Source organism: Nitrococcus sp. (assembly GCF_059432795.1).
Window position 1 is genome coordinate 1 of sequence record NZ_JBXWZQ010000016.1, and the last position, 22505, is coordinate 22505.

At 62.7% G+C, this 22505-nt stretch carries 19 protein-coding genes and 1 pseudogene; 14 read left to right on the forward strand and 6 right to left on the reverse strand.

Annotation, left to right across the window (positions count from 1 at the left end; genetic code table 11):
• The 3 genes from AC52Q4_RS01705 to AC52Q4_RS01715 all read right to left on the reverse strand — a co-directional run.
• The coding region (locus AC52Q4_RS01705) for a sigma-70 family RNA polymerase sigma factor (protein ID WP_495535073.1) at nucleotides 1–576 on the reverse strand (576 nt) is incomplete at its 3' end.
• Between the two features lie 255 nt (nucleotides 577–831).
• Complete coding sequence (locus AC52Q4_RS01710) at nucleotides 832–1560, reverse strand: response regulator (RefSeq protein ID WP_495535074.1); 729 nt, start codon at nucleotides 1558–1560, stop codon at nucleotides 832–834.
• A gap of 565 nt (nucleotides 1561–2125) precedes the next feature.
• The gene (locus AC52Q4_RS01715; protein WP_495535075.1) at nucleotides 2126–2647 is read right to left on the reverse strand and encodes a zinc ribbon-containing protein; all 522 of its coding nucleotides are present in this window, start codon (nucleotides 2645–2647) and stop codon (nucleotides 2126–2128) included.
• 220 nt (nucleotides 2648–2867) lie between these two features.
• On the opposite strand from AC52Q4_RS01715, the gene leuS reads away from it, so the two are divergent.
• The 14 genes from leuS to AC52Q4_RS01785 all read left to right on the forward strand — a co-directional run bounded on the left by leuS (nucleotide 2868) and on the right by AC52Q4_RS01785 (nucleotide 20229).
• Nucleotides 2868–5456, forward strand: a complete 2589-nt coding sequence (leuS, locus tag AC52Q4_RS01720; RefSeq protein WP_495535076.1) for a leucine--tRNA ligase — start codon at nucleotides 2868–2870, stop codon at nucleotides 5454–5456.
• Nucleotides 5453–5959 (forward strand): LPS-assembly lipoprotein LptE, encoded by a 507-nt coding sequence (locus AC52Q4_RS01725; RefSeq protein ID WP_495535077.1) that lies wholly within the window; start codon nucleotides 5453–5455, stop codon nucleotides 5957–5959. Before leuS ends, AC52Q4_RS01725 begins: the two co-directional genes overlap by 4 nt.
• Nucleotides 5960–5980: 21 nt before the next feature.
• Nucleotides 5981–7003, forward strand: a complete 1023-nt coding sequence (holA, locus tag AC52Q4_RS01730; RefSeq protein WP_495535078.1) for a DNA polymerase III subunit delta — start codon at nucleotides 5981–5983, stop codon at nucleotides 7001–7003.
• 43 nt (nucleotides 7004–7046) lie between these two features.
• Nucleotides 7047–8312 carry a glutamate-5-semialdehyde dehydrogenase gene (locus AC52Q4_RS01735; protein WP_495535079.1) on the forward strand — a complete coding sequence of 422 codons (1266 nt, stop codon included), beginning with the start codon at nucleotides 7047–7049 and terminating at the stop codon, nucleotides 8310–8312.
• Nucleotides 8309–8977, forward strand: a complete 669-nt coding sequence (gene nadD, locus AC52Q4_RS01740) for a nicotinate-nucleotide adenylyltransferase (protein ID WP_495535080.1) — start codon at nucleotides 8309–8311, stop codon at nucleotides 8975–8977. Before AC52Q4_RS01735 ends, nadD begins: the two co-directional genes overlap by 4 nt.
• Before the next feature lie 55 nt (nucleotides 8978–9032).
• Nucleotides 9033–9407 carry a ribosome silencing factor gene (rsfS, locus tag AC52Q4_RS01745; RefSeq protein WP_495535081.1) on the forward strand — a complete coding sequence of 125 codons (375 nt, stop codon included), beginning with the start codon at nucleotides 9033–9035 and terminating at the stop codon, nucleotides 9405–9407.
• 6 nt (nucleotides 9408–9413) lie between these two features.
• A complete protein-coding gene (gene rlmH, locus AC52Q4_RS01750; RefSeq protein WP_495535082.1) occupies nucleotides 9414–9884 on the forward strand; it encodes a 23S rRNA (pseudouridine(1915)-N(3))-methyltransferase RlmH in 471 nt (156 codons plus the stop codon).
• A 61-nt stretch (nucleotides 9885–9945) separates the two neighbouring features.
• Complete coding sequence (locus AC52Q4_RS01755) at nucleotides 9946–10557, forward strand: Maf family protein (RefSeq protein WP_495535083.1); 612 nt, start codon at nucleotides 9946–9948, stop codon at nucleotides 10555–10557.
• Between the two features lie 3 nt (nucleotides 10558–10560).
• Nucleotides 10561–12027: a ribonuclease G gene (gene rng / locus AC52Q4_RS01760; RefSeq protein WP_495535084.1), complete on the forward strand. Its 1467-nt coding sequence runs from the start codon at nucleotides 10561–10563 to the stop codon at nucleotides 12025–12027.
• Nucleotides 12028–12114: 87 nt separating this feature from the next.
• Nucleotides 12115–15921 carry a YhdP family protein gene (locus tag AC52Q4_RS01765; protein WP_495535085.1) on the forward strand — a complete coding sequence of 1269 codons (3807 nt, stop codon included), beginning with the start codon at nucleotides 12115–12117 and terminating at the stop codon, nucleotides 15919–15921.
• Nucleotides 15908–16774: a carbon-nitrogen hydrolase family protein gene (locus AC52Q4_RS01770; protein WP_495535086.1), complete on the forward strand. Its 867-nt coding sequence runs from the start codon at nucleotides 15908–15910 to the stop codon at nucleotides 16772–16774. Before AC52Q4_RS01765 ends, AC52Q4_RS01770 begins: the two co-directional genes overlap by 14 nt.
• On the forward strand, nucleotides 16767–18227 hold the full coding sequence (tldD, locus tag AC52Q4_RS01775; RefSeq protein ID WP_495535087.1) for a metalloprotease TldD: 1461 nt from the start codon (nucleotides 16767–16769) through the stop codon (nucleotides 18225–18227). Before AC52Q4_RS01770 ends, tldD begins: the two co-directional genes overlap by 8 nt.
• 34 nt (nucleotides 18228–18261) lie before the next feature.
• Nucleotides 18262–19623, forward strand: coding sequence for a metalloprotease PmbA (gene pmbA, locus AC52Q4_RS01780; RefSeq protein ID WP_495535088.1), 1362 nt, complete (start codon nucleotides 18262–18264; stop codon nucleotides 19621–19623).
• Between the two features lie 267 nt (nucleotides 19624–19890).
• Nucleotides 19891–20229, forward strand: a complete 339-nt coding sequence (locus AC52Q4_RS01785) for a type 1 pili tip component (protein ID WP_495535089.1) — start codon at nucleotides 19891–19893, stop codon at nucleotides 20227–20229.
• Nucleotides 20230–20260: 31 nt separating this feature from the next.
• Here the strand turns inward: AC52Q4_RS01785 and AC52Q4_RS01790 are convergent, their stop codons facing one another.
• The 3 genes and pseudogenes from AC52Q4_RS01790 to AC52Q4_RS01800 all read right to left on the reverse strand — a co-directional run.
• The gene (locus AC52Q4_RS01790; protein ID WP_495535090.1) at nucleotides 20261–20548 is read right to left on the reverse strand and encodes an HPr family phosphocarrier protein; all 288 of its coding nucleotides are present in this window, start codon (nucleotides 20546–20548) and stop codon (nucleotides 20261–20263) included.
• Nucleotides 20549–20953: 405 nt separating this feature from the next.
• Nucleotides 20954–21814 carry an RNase adapter RapZ gene (gene rapZ, locus AC52Q4_RS01795; protein ID WP_495535091.1) on the reverse strand — a complete coding sequence of 287 codons (861 nt, stop codon included), beginning with the start codon at nucleotides 21812–21814 and terminating at the stop codon, nucleotides 20954–20956.
• A pseudogene (locus AC52Q4_RS01800) lies at nucleotides 21811–22505 on the reverse strand (hypothetical protein); the annotation flags it as partial. The pseudogene AC52Q4_RS01800 and the gene rapZ, both read right to left, overlap by 4 nt.

Below are 22505 nucleotides of genomic sequence, written 5' to 3' on the forward strand. Positions count from 1 at the left end.
CTCCTCCAGCGCAACAGCCACCGTGTGCTCGATCTCATCGCGCATGGCGAGCGCTTCCGGCGAGTCATGATCCTTCAGCCGCGAGTCGACGTCGTAGCGCTCGGCATCCTGGGCATCGATATCGCTGTCGGGCAACCGCCGGCCAACCGCGAGCAAGTGATTTTTCGTCGTGTTCAGACCGATGCGGTAGAGCCAGGTATAGAAACCGCTGTCGCCACGGAAATTGGGCAACGCCCGATACGCCTTGATGAACGTCTCCTGCGCGATATCCAGCGCCTCCGACTGATCGTGGACGTAGCGCGATATCAGCTTGAGAAGCTTGTGCTGATATTTTTGCACCAGCGTATTGAACGCCTGTTTGTCGCCGGCCTGCACGCGGGCGACCAACGCCTGGTCGACCGGGGAGTTGGACGGCACTCGATTACCGATCGCAGCGTCTGCCCGGGGTGCCTCTGGGCGGGCCGTCGCTGTCGCCGCACCGGGGTGATCGGCGTGCTCCTTGGTATAGGGCGGCTGCTTTCGTGCAGCGGCAAACCCATTTTCTTGGTCGGAACGCACTTTGGTTTGCAGAGCCATCGCCGGATCCCTCCTTTTTTGGGGTTCGGAACTCAGTAAGTCGCATCTACGAGGCCGGTCGAGCTGATTGCGGTCTCTCGGGTACCGCTTCGGCATCGGCCTCAGTTCAGGGGTGGACGCGTGTTGCTGAGTTCTCGCTTTGGCCTTGCATGGAGTATGGATACCCAGGCGGCGGATGGCGATGCGGGAAACTACCGGTTAATCACCGGGAAGTTCCCCTAATGCGCGCATGCGAGTTCATTGCTGTGATGTGAATCACCCTCTGGATTCATCCATGGGATGCTCAGGCGGTATGACCCCCGTGCGTATCGCGTAGCGCACCAGGTTGGGAATATCGTGAATGCCGAGCCGGTTCATCAATTCGGCGCGATGACCTTCGACTGTCTTGGCGCTCAGATGCAGCAACTCGGCGATTTCCTTGCTGGTCTTGCCCTCCACGACCAGCTGTAATATCTGGCGATGGCGGGGGGTCAGCTCCTCGAGGTCCTGCGCCTCCTGTTCCCTGGCCTGGTCGAAGTAATCCATGCAATTATCGAGAACCCCCTTGGCGACCGCCGGGGACAGATAGATCTCACCCTTGTTCACCGCTTCGATGGCCAGTTCGAGCTCGGTGGTCGTCGCATCCTTGAGGATATAACCCGACGCGCCGGCTTTGAGCGCGCGCTGGACGTATTCGGCGTTGGAGTACATGGAGAGGATGACAACCCGCGTGTCGCAGGATTTCAGCAATTGCTCTGTGGCTTCCACGCCGTTGAGGATGGCCATGGAGACATCCATCACCACCAGGTCAGGGTTCAAGGAGCGCGCCATACGACAGGCTTCGAGCCCGTTGGCTGCCTCGCCAACGACCTCGACGACAGGCAACCGCTCCAACCACGAGCGTAGACCCGCGCGCATGAGCGTATGGTCATCGACCAGAAGTGTGCGAATCGTATTCATCGTAGGGTTGCCTTTGCCGTGCCCGGAGCCAGTAGTGAATCCCACTGCGCTCGATTGCTTTAGAGAATATGGCCGCCGAAACCGAGTTCAAGGCGCCTGGAACGAGTGCGTGTGGGAGTCGCGATCTGCGTTTCTCGAGGTGCGCCTCGTTATCGTGTCGCCATGCAACCGTGGCTGACCCCGGTCCGCAGTGTGATGTAAACGGCAGTGGTCCTTCCTCGGCGCACTGTCGCCAACGCCAGAGGAACGATGGAGCAACCGCCGTAGGCAACTAGGATGTTCCTAAGTATAGATTCATTCGATGCCATTTGCCCCGCCCCGACCCGCCGGCGCCCTCAAGCAGGAAATCGGCCGCGCAGCAGCGCCCTTACAGGCAGCCGCCCAAATGACCTGGTGACCGCTGCGTCGTCGGCGGGATACATCGCATGCTTATGAATGCTCGCGGCCGAGGTGCGCGAGCGCAGGGAGTCGCCGCGGCGTTGCTGAATCCGCCGACCCTCGCCCACTCGCAGGTGCGCGCCGGTGGGCGGACATCCTTTGCGGCCCGCCCGGCTCGTGCGCCATGCGCGTCAACTGCGAGCGCGCAATCTTACAGCTAATATCTTGCAGGTTACTGTTGCGACCGCTTCCGTGTCTTGTGGGTCGGCGCTCGCCGGTAGTCCGAGCCCTGACAGCTTGGGCAGGGAGGGATCGGTTCCGCTTGCGTGAAGCGGATCACCTCGCCGCAATTGCTACAGCTCAGGGACCCGGGTCCGGCGATTTCCCCGGCGTGATAGTCCGCCGAGTGCTCTTGCAGCTCGCGTTGCAGCGCCATCCATTCAAGGCGTGTCTTGTCCGCAACCGAGGAGAAGCGGTCCCAGATCCAACTCTCCACCAGCTGCAAGTCCATGCGCAGCCAACCTGTGAGATCATCGTCGGTCGCCACGGAGTAACGCGCGGCTTCCTCGACGTCTCGGCGTAGAAATCCGCCGATGCGTTCGGCCTCTTCGCGAGTGAGCTCGCCTTGCGCGACCGCCCGCTCCTTGACCGTCTCGAGGGCTTCAGGCAGCTTTGCGTGCTCCATGGCGCTGCGCAGGCGGTCGAGCATTCGTTCGTAGGCGTGTGCATGGTGATCGCGTTTGCGCTCGGTCATGGTAATTCCCCGGTGGGCTGTTTGCTTTATTCTGCGCCCGCCCACGCATTTCACCAAGCGTGCCGGGGCCCTGAGTGGCAAGTGCCGGAGCGCAATTGCATCGCGCGGTGGTGCAAAGCCGTGTAGCGCTACGGTATCCTGTTGTACGCGGCCGGAATTTCAGCGGAATTCGGGCGGCGATGGGTGCATGTCAGGGTTGATGGGGAAGCATCGAAGGCCAATGGACGAAATATATCATCCGCAGGAAATCGAGGCGGAGGCGCAGCGATTTTGGGAGGAGAACGATACCTTCCGGGCCACGGAGGATGCCTGCCGTCAGAGCTATTTCTGCCTCTCCATGTTTCCATATCCGAGCGGCAAGCTGCATATGGGCCACGTGCGGAACTACACGATCGGTGATGTGATCGCACGCTACCAACGTATGCTCGGCCGCAATGTTCTGCAGCCCATGGGATGGGACGCATTCGGTTTGCCGGCCGAGAACGCCGCGATTCAAAATCGCGTCCCCCCGGCTCAGTGGACTCGGCAAAACATCGACTACATGCGCAAGCAGCTCAAGCGGCTTGGTTTCGGCTATGACTGGCATCGCGAACTGACCACCTGCGATCCTTCCTACTACCGCTGGGAGCAGTGGCTGTTTACGCGGCTGTTTCGCAAAGGGCTGGTCTATAAGAGAACGGCTACGGTCAACTGGGATCCGGTCGATCAGACCGTGCTCGCCAACGAGCAGGTGGTTGACGGCAAGGGCTGGCGCTCGGGCGCTCCGGTCGAGCGGCGTGCTATCCCGCAGTGGTTCTTGAAGATCACCTCCTATGCTGACGAGTTGCTGGCCGGTCTTGATGAGCTGCCGGGATGGCCGGAGCAAGTCAAGACCATGCAGCGCAACTGGATCGGCCGCTCCGAGGGGGTCGAAATCGAGTTCTCCGTGCTGGGGCACGACGTTCCGCTCAGGGTATTCACGACCCGCCCCGATACGCTGTTCGGGGTGACCTATTTGGCACTGGCCGCGGAGCATCCGCTGGCGCTCGAGGCCGCACAAGACGATCGGCAGCTGGCCGCCTTCATTGAGCGCTGCAAAACAAGCGCCGTATCCGAGGCGGCGTTGGCCACCGCCGTGAAAGAAGGAGTCGACACCGGCTTGCGGGCGCGTCACCCGTTCACTCAGGAAGCCGTGCCGATCTGGGTGGCCAACTTTGTTCTGATGGAATACGGCTCCGGCGCGGTGATGGCCGTGCCCGCGCATGACCAGCGCGACTGGGATTTCGCCCAAGCCTACGATTTGCCGATTCGCGAGGTGATCAGCCCCGGCGACGGTGGTGCCGTCGATCTCGCGCGCGGGGCTTACGTGGAGAAAGGCATTCTCGTGAACTCAGGTGAATTCTCTGGGCTCACTTCGCAACAGGCCTGCGCGGCCATCGCCGAGCGCCTGGAGTCCATGGGCGCGGGTCAGCGGCGCATCACCTATCGGCTGCGTGATTGGGGGGTCTCCCGACAGCGCTATTGGGGCGCGCCGATTCCGATGCTGCAATGCGCCAAGTGTGGTGATGTGCCGGTTCCGGACGATGAGCTGCCAGTCATGCTGCCCGAGGAGGTCGAGTTCGAGGGGGCCGGCTCGCCACTGCAGCGCCTGCCCGCCTTTTACCAGGCCCATTGCCCCGAGTGCGGGGGCGAGGCGCGGCGCGAGACCGATACCTTCGACACGTTCATGGAGTCCTCGTGGTACTACGCGCGCTTTGCCTGCGCGGACAACTCGCGCGCGATGCTCGATTCCCGGGCTGCTTATTGGACGCCGGTGACTCAGTACATCGGTGGTATCGAGCACGCCATCCTGCATCTGCTCTATGCGCGCTTCTATCATAAGCTGCTGCGTGACGAGGGCTTACTCGACTCCGATGAGCCGTTCACTCATCTGCTCACGCAGGGAATGGTGCTGAACAACATCTATTTCCGCCGCGCCGCGACGGGTGCGTTGGTTTACTACAACCCCACCGAGGTCGAGGTGCGTTGCGACGAGCGCGGGCAAATGCTTGACGCCGTGCTCAAAAGTGACGGCCAGCCGGTGGAATCCGCGGGTATCGGCACCATGTCCAAGTCCAAGAACAACGGCGTGGACCCACAAGCCTTGGTGGAACGCTTCGGTGCGGATACGGTGCGCCTGTTCATTTTGTTCGCCGCGCCGCCCGATCAAGCCTTGGAGTGGTCCGACAGCGCCGTGGAGGGCGCGTATCGTTTCCTCAGACGGCTCTGGCATCTCGTATCGACCCATGTCGCTGCAGGACCGGCCGGCGCCGTGGATCCGGCACGGCTGAGCGAGGTGCAACAGACGATGCGGCGTAAAATTCACGAGACGATTCATAAGGCGGGTGATGATATCGGCCGGCGGTTCACCTTCAATACCGCCATTGCCGCGGTTATGGAGCTCGCCAATGCCTTGGGCCGTTTCGATGACACAAGCGAGCAGGGACGCGCCGTGCGCCAGGAGGGCTTGGAGGCTGGTGTATTGATCCTCTCGCCCATGGTGCCGCATATCGCGCACCGGCTCTGGCATGAGCTGGGGCACAGCGGGGCCGTGGTCGACGCGGCTTGGCCGACGGTCGATGAGCTCGCGCTGAAACGGGAGGTCATCGATTTGGTAGTGCAGGTCAACGGTAAGCGACGCAGCAGCATTCAGGTGGCCGTTGGCACTGCCGAAGAGATTATTCGCGAGGCTGCCTTGAACGACCCGAATGTGCGTCGTTTTACCGAGGGTAAGAACGTCCAACGCGTTATCGTCGTACCGCAACGTCTGGTGAATGTGGTCGCCCGATGAGCCGCTTCGCGCTGCATGGCCTGCTCCTGCTGATGCTTGTCGCGCCGCCGCTCACCGGTTGCGGCTGGCACCTGCGGGGGTCCGCCGGCAGTGGCCTGGAAGGAGTCAGGGTGTACCTCCAGCCGGAAATGGGCGAGGGTGAGCTTGCGAACGTCGCCTCCGATACGTTGCAGAGTTACGGCGCAAAGGTGGTCAGTGATCGCCTGGATGCCGACTGGGCTTTGGTTCTGCTCGGGCAGCAGATCAGACGCCGGACCGTATCGGTGACGCCTCAGGGCCAGGCGAGGGCTTATGAGCTGGTCTATGAGCTGCGTTTTCGCGCGGACTCCAAAGACGGTGAAATGCTGCTCAAGGAGCAGACGGTTGCTCCGCAAGTCGTCTATCAGGCGGATCCGCAGAACATACTGGGACGGGAGAGCCAGGAGCGGCGGCTTACTGAGCAGCTGCGCCGCCAGGCACTCGATCTGATGATGGCCCGCTTGGCCAATATTTCCCGATCTTGACGCCGAGGATGGTAAACGGATGTGACGCAGATTCGCAGCGACGAGGTGCAACGGCACTTGTCCGGGACGCTTGCTCCGGTGTGGCTCGTGGCCGGCGAGGAGCCGCTGCTCATCGATGAGGCCTGCACGGCCATCCGCGCCGCGGCGCGCACGGCCGGCTATACCGATCGCCAAGTACTGCACGCGGAGACCGGCGGATTTGACTGGAGGCAGTTGGCGAGCACGGCCGCGAATCTCTGCCTTTTCAGTGAGCGCCGGCTGATCGAGCTGCGTTTACCCGGCGGTAAACCAGGCGCGAGCGGCGCCCAGGCCGTGCAAGCCTACTGCCGCTCCCCACCGGCCGATACGCTGCTGCTGGTGATCAGTAATCGGCTTGATGGCCGGCAGCGTCGCAGCGCCTGGGTAGAGGCCCTTGGCCGGGCCGGTGTGCTGCTCTATATCTGGCCGGTCAGCCTGCGTGATCTTCCCCGCTGGATCGCCCGTCGGTTGCACTCGTTCGGTTTGAGCGCTGACCAGGCGGTCATCGATCTGCTCGCCGCGCGTGCCGAAGGCAATCTCCTTGCCGCCGCGCAAGAGGTGGAAAAGCTGCATTTGCTGCTGGGCAAGGGGCGAGTGGATTGGGATACCGCCCGCCACGCGGTGGTCGACAGCGCCCGCTACGACGTCTTCGATTTGGGCGAGGCCGTGCTCGCTGGCCGCCGTACCCGCGCGGAACGTATTTGTTGCGGGCTACGCGAGGAGGGCATCGAGCCGACGCTGGTGCTGTGGGCTCTGGCGCGTGACTTGCGGGTGCTGGCAATGCTGCAAGCGTTGGCGGGTGATGCGGGCGGGATCGCCGCCGTACTACGCGAGCACCGGATCCCGAAACCTCGCCAAGCCCGGTTCAGGGAGCTTGCGAAGCATACCTCGGCCGATGCCTGCGAGGAGCTGTTGCGGCGAGCCGCGTTCGTCGACCGCGTGATCAAGGGTGCGCAGAGCGGCCGGCCGTGGGACGAGCTGTTACAATTGAGCGTTGAATTGACGGCGGCAGTGGCCGCTTTTTGAGCGCCGCTGCGCACGTTTGTCGCGGTGGACGGAGACAGTGCAGATGCACAGTTCGCAGCTACGTGATTATGTGCGGAGCATCGGCCGTTCGGCACAGGCGGCGGCCCGTACGCTTGCGCGCGCCAGCGGCGCGCAGCGTGACGCGGCACTGCTGGCGATCGCCGAGCAGTTGCAGAGCGGGCGCGCGGGGCTCAGGGAAGCCAATGAGCGTGATCAGGAGGCGGGTCGTGCCCGCGGGCTGGAGCCCGCGCTCCTGGAGCGCCTGGAACTCAGCGATGCCCGGATCGATGGCATGGCGGAGGGGCTGCGCCAGATCGCGGCCCTACCCGATCCCATCGGCGCGGTCCGCGATCTGCACGCTCGCCCCTCGGGAATCCAGGTCGGGCGGATGCGGGTGCCGCTCGGTGTCATTGGCATCATCTACGAGGCACGACCCAATGTGACCGCGGATGCCGCCGGATTGTGCTTGAAATCGGCCAATGCCGCCATCCTACGGGGCGGCTCCGAGGCCATTCATTCCAATCAGGCCATCGCCGGCTGCATTCGTCGCGGCCTTGCGGTAAGCGGTTTGCCGCAGGAAGCGGTGCAGCTGGTGGAGGTCACCGACCGTGATGCCGTCGGTGAGCTGATTACGATGGATGACTATCTCGACGTGCTCGTTCCCCGCGGTGGCAAAGGCTTGGTCGAGCGGTTGCTGCGCGAGGCCACCGTGCCCATGATCAAGCACCTGGACGGTGTCTGCCATGTTTATATCGACGATCAAGCCGACCCGGAGAAGGCGATTCGAATCGCATACAACGCGAAAACGCAACGCTACGGCACCTGCAACACCATGGAGACTCTGCTGATCGCCGAGGCCATCGCACCGGGTCTTCTTCCGCGACTGATCGAGCTCTACCAGCGCGCTGAGGTGGAACTGCGGGGTTGCGAGCGCACGCGAGCGCTGGCACCGTCCGTCGCACCGGCCACGGAGGCGGACTGGAGCGCCGAATATCTTGCCCCCATACTGGCCGTCCGGGTCGTTGCGGATATGGACGAGGCGATCGAGCATATCGAACGCTACGGCTCGCACCATACGGACGGCATCGTGACCGAGAACTATACGCGTGCCTGGCGCTTCCTGCGCGAAGTCGATTCCAGCTCGGTCATGGTCAACGCCTCGACCCGCTTCGCCGATGGCTTTGAATATGGGCTCGGGGCGGAAATCGGCATCAGCACGGATAAACTGCACGCGCGTGGGCCGGTGGGGCTCGAGGGCTTGACCACAGAGAAGTACCTGGTGCTAGGCGACGGCCATATCCGCGAATGACGCACGGCAATCGGACCCGCGGTGCGCCGATTGGCCTGCTGGGCGGGACGTTCGATCCCGTCCATCACGGGCACCTGCGCCCGGCGATCGAACTGTTGGAATGTCTCGGCTTGGCGGAAATGCGCCTCGTGCCCGGATACGTCCCCCCCCACCGGCGTTCCCCCCAAGCGGCTCCTAAGCAGCGGTTACGCTTGTTGCAATGCGCTGTAGCGGGAGTTCCAGGGTTGGTGGTCGACGCGCGCGAACTGCGTCGCGGCGGTTATTCTTACACGATTGATACCCTATATGAGCTGCGCGCCGAAATCGGTCAGCGACCGCTTTGCTTCGCAATAGGCAGTGACGCCTTCCTCGGCTTGCCCGGTTGGTATCGTTGGCGGGATCTCCCGGCGCTGACCCATTTCGTGGTGATGCAGCGCCCGGGACACACCTTGCGACTCGGCGGGGAATTGTCCGATTGGACAGCCGAGCGCCGAGTGACCGATCCGCTCGCGCTTCATGAATGCAGCAGCGGCCTGGTCCTATTTCAGGAGACCACGGCGCTCGATATCTCGGCGTCGAGCATCCGACGGCTGCTTGCCCAAGGCCGGTCCGCGCGCTTTTTGATGCCGGACGCCGTGTGGGAATGTATCGCCAAGGGAGGGTTTTACGGTTACCCGCAGATCTGAACACGCGCAACAGCAAATCGCCAGCCGCGCTGGGGAAGGAGGTCTACAGGATTTCATGATCAATTCCGTGAAGGTCGTGGAGGAGGTACAGCGAATCATTCACACGGCATTGGAGGGTATCAAGGCAGAGGACATCGTCGTGTTGGACGTGCGTCGGCGCACGTCGATCACCGACCTCATGGTGTTCGCCAGCGGCACATCGCGCCGGCACGTCAAATCGATCGCCGATCGGGTTCTCGAGGCGGCCGAGCACAACGCCATCCAGGCGCTTGGGGTCGAAGGAGAAGACAGCGCCGAATGGATTCTCATCGATCTGGGCGATGTCGTTGTCCATGTGATGCAGTCCTCGGCCCGAGAGTTCTACCGGCTTGAACACATTTGGGGCATGGAATCCGAAGACGAGACTGCCGGGTTCGGGGAAGGGTCTTGACTGTCCATGGAGCTGCGTCTGATTGCCGTCGGCCAGCGCATGCCGCGTTGGGTCGAGGACGGGTGGCGGGAATTCGCCAGGAGAATGCCTCCCCAGTTGCCGTTGTGCCTGCTGGAGGTGCCACTCGGCCGGCGCGGGCGGCGTCATAATGTCAACGACGCATTGGCCGAAGAGGGGCGTCGCGTGATGGCCGCGGTCGGAAATGCGCGCATCGTGGCGCTCGATTGTCGCGGCAGCCTGCTCAGCACGCCCGAGCTCGCCTCGCGTTTGGAAGATTGGATGCAAGAGGGGCGCGACGTCGCGCTCCTCATTGGCGGCCCGGATGGTTTGTGCCGGGACTGCCTGACAAAGGCGGAATACCTCTGGTCTCTTTCGCCGTTGACCCTGCCTCACATGCTTGTTCGGGTCATTGTTGCAGAGCAGCTGTACCGCGCCTGGACGGTGCTGCAAAATCATCCTTATCATCGGGGCGGATGAGCGGCGGAGAAAACGATGCCCCGCTTCATCGCTTCGCGAACTAGCCTTTACGAGGTCTGGCATGGTGGCGGACACGCTTCCTGATATCTATCTCGCCTCTATCTCGCCGCGGCGTCGGCAGCTGCTCGAACAGATCGGCGTGAATTTTGCCGAAGTTCGACAGGATATCGAGGAAACCCCGCAACCGCGCGAAAGCCCGGAGGTCTTCGTATTGCGGCTGGCGTTGGAGAAGGCGCGGGCCGGTTTGCAAGCCTTGCCGAAGGAGCGAGTCAGGCCTGTCCTCGGCGCGGATACCGTTGTGGTCATCGACGAGGAGGTGCTCGGCAAGCCCGCCGATGAAGCGCAGGCGGTGGCGATGTTGGAGCGTTTGTCCGGTCAGGTGCACCGTGTGCTCACCGGCGTTGCGATCGTTGAAGCCGAACACGAGGCGACGCGTCTTTCCGTGAGCAACGTGACGTTCCGCGCGCTGCAGCGCGACGAGCTGCATGCCTACTGGCGTACCGGTGAGCCTCGTGACAAGGCCGGCGGCTACGCCATTCAGGGACGCGGGGCGCTGTTCGTCGAGCATTTGGATGGCAGCTACTCGGGGGTCATGGGCTTGCCCTTGTTCGAGGTCGGAGAGCTGCTCGCCGAGTTCGAGATTCCCTATCAGCGACACTGGCGCTCCGGGTAAAGCGTGGGCCAGGAGATTCTGATCAACGTCACGCCTCGCGAGACCCGGGTGGCGGTCGTCGAAAACGGTGTCCTGCAGGAGGTCTACATCGAGCGCGCCTGTCGGCGTGGGTTGGTCGGCAACATCTACAAGGCGCGCGTCTCTCGCGTTTTACCAGGCATGCAGGCCGCTTTCCTCGACGTAGGTTTGGCCCGAACGGCTTTTCTGCATGCATCGGATATCATCGGTACCGAGCCGCCGCTCGAGTCGAATGCGGTTCCGCCACCGGATATCACCGAGCTACTCAGAGAGCGGCAACACATTCTGGTTCAGGTGATCAAGGATCCCATTGGCAGCAAGGGAGCCCGCCTGACAACCCACATTACCATTCCCTCCCGGCTCATGGTCTTGTTGTCCGGTAGCGCTACGGTGGGGATCTCCGCGCGGATCGAGGAGGAGGGCGAGCGTGGCCGGCTGCGGCGCATCGGCGAGGCGTTCGTCGCCGCCGACGAAGGCAATGGCTATATCCTGCGTACCGCCGCGGAAGGAGCCTCTGAAGAGGCCCTGCAGCGTGATCGCGACTTTCTGCGCAAGCTCTGGAGCTCGATACAAGCCCGTAGCGAACTGGCTCAGCCCGGAACGCTCGTGCACGGTGACCTGCCACTCGCGCTGCGCGCACTGCGGGATCTGGTCACCGAAGGCATCGCCAAGGTCTGGGTGGATTCATGGGAGACCTACCAGAAAGTACGGAGCTTTTGTGAGCAGTTCCTACCGGATATCGCAGAGCTCATTGAACATTACCAGGGCGAGCGGCCGATCTTCGATCTCTACGGCGTGGAGGACGAAATTCAACGCGCCCTGGAACGTCAGACCCAGCTCAAATCGGGGGGGTACCTGATCATCGATCAGACCGAGGCGATGACCACCATCGACGTGAACACCGGCGGTTATGTCGGTCACCGCACGCTGGAAGAGACGATCTTCAAGACCAATCTGGAAGCCGCTCAAGCCATAGCGCGGCAGCTCCGGCTGCGTAATCTGGGCGGTATCATCATTATCGATTTCATCGATATGGAAGAGGAAGACCATCGGCGTCAGGTGCTGCGCGCCCTCGAGAAGGCACTGGAGCGGGATCACGTGAAGACTCATATTAGCGGGGTCTCGGCGCTGGGTCTGGTTGAGATGACGCGCAAGCGCACCCGCGAGTCGCTGGAGCGCATATTGTGCCAGCCATGCCGAACCTGCGCCGGGCGCGGCACCGTAAAGACGGCCGAAACAGTGTGCTACGAGATCGCGCGTGAAATCCTAAGGGAGGCCCGTCAGTTCGATGTGCATAAATTGCTGGTGCTGGCTTCCCAGGAGGTTGTCGATCTGATCCTCGATGAGGAGAGTGATACCCTTGCCGAGCTCGAGAGCTTCATCGGCAAGCCGATCGAGTTCCAGGCAGAGCCGCTTTATACGCAGGAACAGTTCGACGTGGTCCTGATGTGATCGTCTGGCGGCGAAGTCTCGGCACGTTTCCTCGAAGCCTGCCGCGGGTCGTGCACCGGCGTCGGTGCGTCCGCAGGAGTCGTTGCCTTGTCGCCGCGCACGGCTGAACGTATTTACGCCGCCGCCTTCTATGCCGTGGCCGTCGTGGTGTTCGCCACGGCGCTCGCGGTGACGCTGCTGCGCTTGGCCGTGGCCTGCGCCCCGAGCTTTCATAACGAGATCGAGGCGGTCCTCGCACGCTGGCTGGATCGCCCGGTAGTGATCTCGGCATTGGAGGCCCGTCTGACGGGATTCACCCCTTCGTTGGTTCTGCGCGATGTGCGCATCGGCGGCGTTGCGGACCGCGCGCCAGATCTGGCGGCAAAGCGCATCGAGGTCTCGGTGGACTTTTCGCCGCTGCTGCTCCTCGAACCCCAGTTCGCCGATCTGCGCGTCGACAAGCTCAAAGTCACGCTGACGCGCTCGGCGAATGGGCGGATCGACCTCGGCCCAGGAGGCAACGGCACGGGTGAGGAGGGCATCGGCGATCGGCTGATTGGCCTTATTTCCCGTGTGCAATTGCGCGACGCCTCGGTGAGCCTGGTTGATCGGCACAAGGCGAGACGCTGGCAGCTGGAGGATGTTTACGCCTCGTTCTGGCACGATGGCGGGGATTCGCATCTGGCGGTTCGTCTCCGGCCGCAGCAACCCGTGTTGGCGAAGCGCGTGGAACTGGCCGTTCGCTGGCATGGCTCGCCGAGCGCCTTGGAAGAAAGCAACGGCGCCGGTTATCTGCGCGTCGTGGATGCCCGATTCGATCGGATCGTTGCGGCATTACCGGCCGGCTGGAGCGCGCCAGTCATCGCGGGGAAGGCGGACGCACGGATTTGGCTGAGCTTGCGCCAGGGGCGGCCCGAGTGGGTTGCACTGGAGGCGAGCGCCCGTGACGTGGAGTTGAACGGCGCCAGAGCTTTGCGGTTTCATCGTATGGCCGGACGCGGCCGCTGGCGGCGTAGCGGCGAGGGCTGGGCCGTCGATATCAACGACTTGCGGCTACAGCGCCCGGGCCTCGAGCCGACGCTGCCCGGTGAGCTATCGATTCGCTACGCACCGCGCGGTGCGCACGCCGCTTCAATGCGTGCCCGTGCCTCATCATTACAGCTAGGTGATTTGACCGCGCTAGCGCAGGCGAGCGACCGCTTGCCGCCGAATTGGCGGGAACGACTCGCGCGATTGGCTCCGCAGGGTGCGATTGATGACGCGGGCGTCGTGGTACAGGCCACGAGCCAAGCGCAACGCTGGTACGTAAGCGGACGGTTTCAGGATCTCGTCCTGCACCCGGCTGAGGGCGCCCCGGGTCTGACTGCCGGGAGCGGGCGGTTTTCGATCACTGACCGTGGCGGTCGACTGCAGCTCGAGGCTCGCCAGACCGATCTGCGCCTGCCTGCTCTATTCAGGCAGCCGCTCGCCTTGAAGCGCCTGCAGATGAGCAGTGAATGGCGGCTCGCCGATGGCCGCTTTCGGTTGGTCATCCCCCGCCTCGAGGCGAGCAGCGCGGCCGGTGAGCTCGATGCCCGGGTCGGCTTCTGGCTTGGCGGGCGAGAGGGGCCATTCATCGACGCGCGCGCGCATCTGCGCCACGGTACTGCCGGTGCTATCAGCCGTTATCTGCCCACGCGTCTCGTTGCCAAGGGACTCGACGATTGGCTGCGCAGCGCCCTGCGCGGCGGCCGCATCCGCGCTGACCTCGTGCTGCGCGGCTTGCTCCGCGATTTCCCCTACCGTAGCGGTTCCGGCGTATTCGAGGTGCAAAGCCGAGTAGACGATTTGAGGCTTGCCTACCATCCGGACTGGCCGGAGCTCCGTGGGCTGGACGGGCGGATGCTCATCCGCGAGGGGGCGTTTCGGGCCGAGGTCACGCGCGGTCACATTTACCGCAGTGCCCTGACCCATGCCACGGCCGACATCCCCGATCTGCGCCACCCGAAGCTTCGAATTCAGGGGACGCTGGGCGGCCCGGGAAACGATGTGTTGCGTTTTCTGCGGGAATCGCCGCTGTCTGGAAATCATGCGGATGTACTGCGCCAGGTCTCGCTCGCTGGGAATCAGAAGCTTGAGCTGCAGCTTGCCTTTCCGTTCCATGGCCGGCCGATCGGGGTCGATGGCCGGATCGATCTCGAGGGTGCCCGGCTGGCGGTCAAGCCTCTCGGCTGGGTCGTCGACGATCTGACCGGCCGGCTTGGTTTCGATGAGAACGGGGTGCGCTGGGACCGATTGCGCGGGCGCTTCGGTGGTCATCCGCTGGTGAGTCAGGCGGAGACGCTTGGTGAAGCGGGGGAACGGAGCATCCATATTGAGACACGTTTCCGTGCCTCGGTGGCGGATTTGCTCGGCGCTGATAATCCACTGGCGGAGCACGCCCCCGGAATCACGGACTGGCGTTTGCAAGCCGATGCCAACGGATTTCGCTCCCCGGTGAAGCGGTTGGATCTGACACTGCTATCGCAGCTACGCGGCGTGCAGGTGAATTGGCCCCGATCGCTGGCGAAACCGCAAATGAAGCCGCAGTCGCTCAGCGTCCGCACGCGATTGCTGGATTCGGCCGCGGCCGGTGTGATCCGGCTGCGTTACGCGGATATGGGAGCCGCCATCCTCACTTTGACGCCGCATGGTCGCGGTATCGAGCGCCTCGGCGTGGCGGTGGGCGGCGGCGACCCGGGCTTGCCCAACACCCCGGCCACTGAAGTCACGGGCACGGTGGAGCGGCTTGTTCTGGCCACGGGGGTTGATCTGGAGGCCCCCAGTGAAACGTCGGCGCTTCCCCCATTGCGCCGCGTCGATTTGCGGGTCGAGCGGCTTTCCTGGGCAGGTACCCCGCTCATGGAAGCGCTGCAGGTCTACGGAGAAAAGGGGGTCGACGCCTGGCACCTCCGCCTCTCGGGACCGGCGGCCGCCGGTCGGATACACTGGCCCACTCAAGAAAAGGGCCGGGCGACAATGAATCTCGCGCGCTTGAACCTCGCCGCTTGGCCCGGACTTGGCAGCGGCCGCGCTCGGCTTCGCCCGAAGGCACTCGAACTCCCTGGGCTCGATTTGGATATTGCGGCCTTGCGCGTCGCTGATGCTCCATTCGGGCATCTTCGCCTGCGCGTGGATCAAGTGGACGAGGGTTTGGCGCTGAGGACGATAAACCTGACCGGGCCCGTGCTCGAGGTCAATGGAGACGGTCGAATGCGTGGCAAGGGGGCCGAGGGATATTCGGCGCTGGATCTCAGCGCGACCAGTAAGGATACCGGCAAGGCATTGTCACTGTTCGGGTTCGTGCAGGCCATCGGCCACGGCAGGACCGAGGCGCGAGCGCAGCTGCGCTGGCCGGGTACCTTGTTGGACTGGGGAATGGAGAGTCTCACCGGAGAGGTGCGCTTTAGCGTGCGGGACGGCTCGCTGCTCAAGATTCAACCGGGTGCGGGACGGATTTTCGGTTTGTTGAGCGTGGCTACCTTGCCGCGACGCTTGACGCTTAATTTCTCCGATTTCTTCGGCAAGGGATTCGCGTTTGATCGGATCAAGGCCCGTTTTCACCTTGAAAACGGCACGGCGCATCCCGAGGTTTTCTACGTTGACGGCCCCGCCGCGCGCATCGAGGTCTCAGGTCCGATTGATCTCGTTAAAGGGCGATACGATCAGACGGTTACGGTTGTACCTCATGTCTCTTCTACGGTGTCACTGATCGGCGGATTGGCCGGTGGGCCAGTGGCAGGTGTAATCTTGTTCCTGACCCAAAAGTTGTTTCAAGCGAACATAGAGCAACTCGCCAAGAATCGATATCGGATAAGCGGTCCGTGGGAGCACCCGCGGATCGAAGGCGGGATGGACGCCGACCAACGTGCCGGGGGGACGGATGATCCAAGATGAGGCGCACCTGGCGGCCATTCAGATGGTCTCCGGCGAGAGCGTGGCAGAAAACCTCGAAGCAGCCGATCACCTCATTGCGAAGGCGGTGAATGCCGGTGCCCAGTTGGTGGCATTGCCGGAGAATTTCGCTTTTTTGGGGCGTGAAGAGGCGGCTAAGCTGGCCATCGCCGAACCGGACGGGGACGGGCCCATTCAGTCGTTTCTGGCGGAAACGGCCCGGAATCACGGTATTTTCCTGGTCGGTGGCACGCTCCCGCTGCGCGCCAGCGAGCAAGGGCGCGCGCGTGCCGCCTGTTTGGCCTATGGCCCCAACGGGGAGCGCTGCGCACGCTACGATAAAATACACCTTTTCGACGTGGCGGTAAGCGCGGCTGAACGCTATTGTGAGTCGGAAACCCTGCAGGCGGGTGAGAGCATTGTAATTTTCGATACGCCATTTGCCAGGGTGGGTCTGGCCATCTGTTATGATCTGCGTTTCCCCGAGCTCTTTCGAGAGTTGGTGGCAAGCGGTGCGGAGTTGTTGATCGTGCCGTCGGCGTTTACCGCGCTAACCGGTGCTGCCCATTGGGAGCTTCTGGTTCGCGCCCGGGCCGTGGAGAACCTGTGCTACGTAATGGCTCCCGATCAGGGTGGCAAGCATCCCAACGGGCGGATGACCTATGGCGAGACGCTGATCGTAGATCCATGGGGGCGGGTATTGGACCGCCATAGCCGTGGGCCGGGCCTGATTCACGCTCGAATGGTTCGCTCCGAGCTGCGGGAGACGCGCCGGCGCTTCCCGGCGCTCGAGCATCGCCGTCTGGGCGTAGCGCCGCCGCCGGTGGCAAGGTCGACGGAGGAAGGCAATGTCTGATGATACGATGCAGCACAATCTTGATCTGGCGCGCCAGAGTATCTTGGCTCCCGCCGATCTGACCGAGACCGATTTGGAGCGGGTTTTCGGGCAGTTGATGGTTCCCAAAGTCGACGCTGCCGACCTTTATTTTCAGGTGCAACGGCATGAGGCGTGGGTTCTGGAGGACGGAATCATCAAGGAAGGCAGCCGCAGCCTCGATCAAGGCGTTGGTGTGCGGGCGATCAGCGGTGAACAGACCGGGTTTGCCTACTCCGACGAAATCGTGCTCCCGGCGCTGCTGGAGGCCTCCAGCGCCGCGCGTGCCATCGCGCGCAGCGGCGGTGCCGGCCGGCTACAAGCGTGGAAGGCGGGTGAAGGCTTGGCACTGTATGAACCCATCAACCCGTTGGACAGTTTGAGCGCCGCTGAAAAGGTTGCCTTGTTGCGGGAACTCGATGCGGAAGCCCGGCGGCAGGATCCCAGGGTGGAACAGGTTGTCGTCAGCCTGGCCGGTGTTCATGACGTCATTCTGGTCGCGTCCGGCGATGGGCGCCTGAGCGCCGATGTTCGCCCCTTGGTGCGGCTCAACGTCAGTGTCCTGGTCGAGCAGAAGGGGGCTCGCGAGAGCGGCAGCGCGGGCGGCGGCGGCCGGTGCGGTTACGAGTTTTTCCTCGGTAGCGACTGTATCAAAGGGTATGCACGCGAGGCGGTGCGCCAGGCGCTGCTCAACCTCGAAGCGGTGGAAGCGCCCGCGGGCACGCTGCCGGTTGTCCTCGGCCCGGGATGGCCTGGGGTATTGCTCCACGAGGCCATTGGGCATGGCCTGGAGGGCGATTTCAACCGCAAGGCCACCTCGGCCTTTGCCGGGCGCATCGGTGAACGCGTCGCCTCACCGCTTTGTACGGTGGTCGATAATGGAACGCTACCCAATCGTCGCGGCTCGCTCAACATCGACGACGAGGGAACCCCGACGCAGTGCACCACGCTAATCGAGCGTGGTGTGCTCGCCGGTTACATGCAGGACAGCCTGAATGCCCGGTTGATGGGCATGCGCGCGACCGGCAACGGCCGGCGGGAATCCTATGCGCATCTGCCGATGCCGCGTATGACGAATACCTACATGCTGGCCGGGCCTCACTCCCCGGAGGAAATTATCGCCTCGGTGGATCGCGGTCTCTATGCCGTCAATTTCGGCGGTGGCCAAGTGGATATTACCTCCGGCAAGTTTGTGTTCTCCGCGAGCGAGGCGTACCTGATCGAGAAGGGCAAGATCACGCGGCCGGTCAAGGGCGCGACATTGATAGGCAATGGGCCGGACGTTTTGACCCGGGTCAGCATGGTGGGCAACGACCTGCAGCTCGACAGCGGCATCGGTACCTGCGGCAAGGAAGGGCAAAGCGTGCCGGTCGGTGTCGGCCAGCCCACGCTCAAAGTGGATGCGCTGACGGTCGGAGGAACACAGGTCGGCTAGTCAGCGAGCCATTTTCTACAGACAGGAGAGTTGGATGACGGAGTCCACGTTGAGTCCGGCCGTGCAGCGGCAGCTGCCGCATAAAACCGAGCTTGCCGAGCTGTTGGGTGAAGCGCTCGAAGAGGCGACTCGACAGGGTGCCACCGCGGCAGAAGGCTCCGCCAGCACGAGCTTCGGCCTTTCAGTCAAGGTCCGCCACGGAGAGGTGGATACGTTGGAGCACATGCGTGATCGTGGCCTGGCGATCTCCGTCTATTTCGGTCAGCGCAAGGGCACGGCAAGCTCGGCGGATTTCAACCGTGCCTCGCTGGTGGAGACGGTTCGCGCGGCCTGCGATATCGCGCGCTATACCTCCGAGGACCCCTGCGCCGGGTTGGCCGACGCGGCTTTAATGGCCTCGGACGTACCAGACCTCGACCTATATCATCCGTGGGATGTCGGCCCGGAGGAAGCGCTCGATTTGGCGCGGGAGTGCGAGGCCGCTGCACTCGGGTTCGATGCGCGCTTGACCAACTCCGAAGGTGGCGAAGTCACGACGCACCAGGGGATACATGTTTACGGCAACACCCATGGTTTTCTAGACGGATATCCCAGCTCGCAGCACAGCATCAGCTGCGTGGTGCTGGGTGGTAGCGGCGAGTCCATGCAGCGTGATTATTGGTACACCACGGCGCGGAACCCGGGTGCGCTGCAGTCCGCCTCGGCCGTGGGACAGGAAGCCGGACGGCGTACCGTTGAGCGCCTCGGTGCGCGCCGGCTTTCGACGCGAACGGTCCCGGTGTTGTTTACTCCGACGGTTGCCCGAAGTCTTTTTGGGCATTTCCTCGGAGCGATCCAGGGTAGCAGCCTGTACCGCAAGGCCTCCTTTCTGCTCGACTCGCTGGATACGCGTGTGTTCCCGGAATGGCTTACGATCGAGGAACAGCCGCGGTTACCGGGTGCTCTGGGCAGCACGCCCTTCGATGGGGAAGGCGTGGCGACCCGTCCTCGCATCCTGGTCGAGCAAGGGGTGTTACGGGGTTACGTCTTGTCGAGTTATTCAGCGCGAAAACTGGGAATGCAGACGACAGGTAACGCGGGCGGAATCCACAATCTGGTGGTCAATCCGGGTGCCATGAGTTATCCACAATTGCTCCGGGACATGCATGAGGGGCTGGTTGTCACCCACTTGATGGGACAGGGCGTCAATCCGGTCACTGGCGATTATTCCCGAGGCGCGGCGGGCTTTTGGGTAGAGAACGGAGAGCTCGCGTATCCCGTTGAAGAAATCACGATCGCTGGCCGGCTCAAGGAAATGTTCGAACGTATCCGCGCGGTTGGGAATGATGTTGACATCCGTGGCAATATACGGACCGGCTCCGTGCTCGTCGAAGGCATGACCGTCGCTGGCGAGTAGTTTCGCTGATTTCCTGCACAGCGTTGCAGGCGTGGCCGGCCGCTGGTCTTGCGGCCGGTCAAATTCGCCCCCACCTCTTTTAATGAGCGACGCTCGCTAATTCGATTCGCGGCGGGATTACCGGCGTGATAAGGTTCGGTTCGCTTCGCGCCAGACAACTTTGCCGGTGGATTTTCACCGCCGTCGCTGTGGCGGTGCTTAGTCTGGCACTAGGATCCGGTCGCCATTTCAACAAGCAAACAACTGCAAACCCAGAGAGGGAGACGTATGAAGTTTCGAGAGTTGCTCGAAACCTGGGAGAGATCCGCTGGAGAGCGGCGCACCTTGGAAGTGTACTCCGTGCGCCTGCCGATTCACGACGCAGCAAAACTCGCAGCGCTGGCCGAGATATTTCCAGGACGCTCGGAGCAGGACATCATCACCGATTTGCTTTCCACCGCATTCGACGAAATCGAGGTGGCTTTCCCCTATGTGCCGGGTGAGCGGGTGGTAGCCGAGGATGAACATGGCGATCCGATCTATGAGGACGTTGGACTGACGCCTCGTTTTCAGTCCCTCACTCGCAAGCACCTGAAGTATCTCAGCGCCGAGTACGATGAAGAGTGAGGCCGGCACCGCGGTATGGCAGGCGGTTAGGTTATTCGGTTTCGCCGAAGCGGGCGTCGACCAACTCACCCAAAGTGGCAAGGGCCTCACTGGCGTCTGACCCACGGGCTAGAATCAGAAGCTCCGTTCCGTAACAGGCCGCAAGCATCATCAACCCCATAATACTCTTGCCGTTGACCTCTTTGCTGCCGCGCTTAACCCGTATCTCACTTGCAAAACGCGAGGCCACCGAGACAAAACGGGCAGCGGCTCGAGCGTGCAGGCCGAGCTTGTTGCTGATCCGAATCTCGCGTATGAGAAACTCGTCGCTATATATCATGTCCAGTTCGGCACGGGGGTCATAGCAGCGGCATTCCGTAGCGCTCCCCGGGAAAAGGCTGGTCTCGCGCTTCGATCCGCGATAGAGCCGAAAAGCCCGATATTGTTACTGGTAGCGGCCGACCGGTACCGGCCGCGATAGTCCTACCTCCCTGCTGGCCGCGTGCTGCGCCGAGGTCAATGGTTCTAGAGGGTGATATATCAGTGAATATAGATGCTCGCGCGCGGCCACTCAGCCCGGAAAGCGGTTTCGGCCTCGGATTTGGCCCGTCAGTGCATCGCGCGCTCTGTGCAGTGCTCGAGTGCGAAATTGCTCCAGCACCCGTGACAAGGGCAAGCCTGGTGCTTGACAGGAGCCTTCTCCAAGCAAGCTGAACCTGTGCAGGCGTCAGTGATGCGCTCACACTCATCCGTGTGCAAGCTCCCGGTGGCGAACAGTGACGCTACTTTTCCGCGTTTTGAAGTGATCGGCCAGGCGATTCGCTATATAGACAGACCGATGCTGACCGCCCGTGCAGCCAATGGCGACGGTGAGGTAGCTACGATTTTCGCGCTCGAAGTGCGGGATCCACTCATCGAGAAATTCCTGTACCTGCATGTAATAGCGCTCAACGCTTTGCTGAGCGGCGAGATAGTGGCCCACGGGGGTGTCCAGGCCGGTGAGCGCACGTAAATCCGGCTCCCAGTGCGGGTTGGGCAGGCAGCGGGCGTCGAATACATAATCGGCGTCGGAGGGTATTCCGTGTTTGTAGCCGAACGATTCGAACAACAACGACAAAGCGTGCGACCCGCGCACGAGGCGCTTGCGAACCAAGTCGCGTAGCTGGTGGACCGTGGTTCGCGTGGTGTCGATGATGAGATCGGCCCGCTCCAGAATCGGTCCAAGGAGGCGGCGCTCGCACTTGATTGCCTCGGAGAGCGGGACATCGGGGCCGCTGAGCGGGTGACGCCTGCGAGTCTCGCTGAAGCGCGTGATCAGCGTATCGTGTTCCGCATCCAGCGCCAGAATCTCGCAGTGAACGCCCAGAGCCGTTATCGCCTGAAGCGTCTGTGGGAACCGGCTGAGGTCTTCCGGGCCACTGCGTGCGTCGATGCCAACCGCGTACTGGTGGTTCATGGCCACGGGTGTTTCCGTGACATGATGGGCAAATGCGCTGAGCAAACCGACGGGCAGGTTGTCGAAGCAATAAAAGCCCGTGTCCTCCAGCGTGTTGAGCGCGATGCTTTTGCCGGAACCGGAAAGTCCGCTGATAATCACCAACCTCATACCGGCTCCGGGGCCTGTTCTTCATATACGCCCAGCGTGGGGGAGGCGAGCACATGTCGTGCCTGCATCTGGCGCACCGCGGTCTCAACAAGCAGTGCTTGCGGACGTCGGGTGTATAAGGCCAGGTGGGGTAATTTACGGCCAAGCCAGCCCGGTGCGCTCCATGCGCCGTGCAGCGGGTCCGTCATGGGCGCGGTGTCGGTGAGTGTCACGATCAGGCGAATGGCGGCGCTCGAGGCGACGGCATTCTCGCCGAAGCAGTCCTTAACATTAACGAGCCCCAGCCCGTGGACCGCTAAGCAACCCTGAAACGCTCCCGGAGGGCTGCCCCGGAGCGTCCCGTCAGTTTCGGCGACAATGCGCACGGCGTCATCACTCACTAGTGGGTGCCCACGTTCAAGCAACATCAAGGCGGTTTCACTTTTTCCCACACCGCTTTCGCCCTGAATCAGTACGCCATAGCCGTGAATTCGCACGAGTGTCCCGGGACGGACGAGATCAATTTGCAGATCGATCAGGCTTCGGAGGCGCTCAAGCGCCTCGGTGGGGTGTAGCGGGGTGCTGATTAGCGGCGATTGCAGCCGGTAGTCGCGACGCTGAGCGGCGCTGATGTGGGAGGTGTCAATCCAGAGCAATGGTGCGTCCGCGGCATCAGGCAGCGGGCAGGACGGCAATAACCGAATCGACGCGG

Coding starts and splice junctions, on each gene's coding strand:
- rsfS (WP_495535081.1), top strand. CDS start 9,033: ATGATCAATTCCGTGAAGGTCGTGGAGGAGGTACAGCGAATCATTCAC.
- tldD (WP_495535087.1), top strand. CDS start 16,767: ATGTCTGATGATACGATGCAGCACAATCTTGATCTGGCGCGCCAGAGT.
- AC52Q4_RS01725 (WP_495535077.1), top strand. CDS start 5,453: ATGAGCCGCTTCGCGCTGCATGGCCTGCTCCTGCTGATGCTTGTCGCG.
- AC52Q4_RS01785 (WP_495535089.1), top strand. CDS start 19,891: ATGAAGTTTCGAGAGTTGCTCGAAACCTGGGAGAGATCCGCTGGAGAG.
- nadD (WP_495535080.1), top strand. CDS start 8,309: ATGACGCACGGCAATCGGACCCGCGGTGCGCCGATTGGCCTGCTGGGC.
- AC52Q4_RS01715 (WP_495535075.1), bottom strand. CDS start 2,647: ATGACCGAGCGCAAACGCGATCACCATGCACACGCCTACGAACGAATG.
- AC52Q4_RS01735 (WP_495535079.1), top strand. CDS start 7,047: ATGCACAGTTCGCAGCTACGTGATTATGTGCGGAGCATCGGCCGTTCG.
- AC52Q4_RS01770 (WP_495535086.1), top strand. CDS start 15,908: ATGATCCAAGATGAGGCGCACCTGGCGGCCATTCAGATGGTCTCCGGC.
- AC52Q4_RS01790 (WP_495535090.1), bottom strand. CDS start 20,548: ATGATATATAGCGACGAGTTTCTCATACGCGAGATTCGGATCAGCAAC.
- rapZ (WP_495535091.1), bottom strand. CDS start 21,814: ATGAGGTTGGTGATTATCAGCGGACTTTCCGGTTCCGGCAAAAGCATC.
- leuS (WP_495535076.1), top strand. CDS start 2,868: ATGGACGAAATATATCATCCGCAGGAAATCGAGGCGGAGGCGCAGCGA.
- rlmH (WP_495535082.1), top strand. CDS start 9,414: ATGGAGCTGCGTCTGATTGCCGTCGGCCAGCGCATGCCGCGTTGGGTC.
- pmbA (WP_495535088.1), top strand. CDS start 18,262: ATGACGGAGTCCACGTTGAGTCCGGCCGTGCAGCGGCAGCTGCCGCAT.
- AC52Q4_RS01755 (WP_495535083.1), top strand. CDS start 9,946: ATGGTGGCGGACACGCTTCCTGATATCTATCTCGCCTCTATCTCGCCG.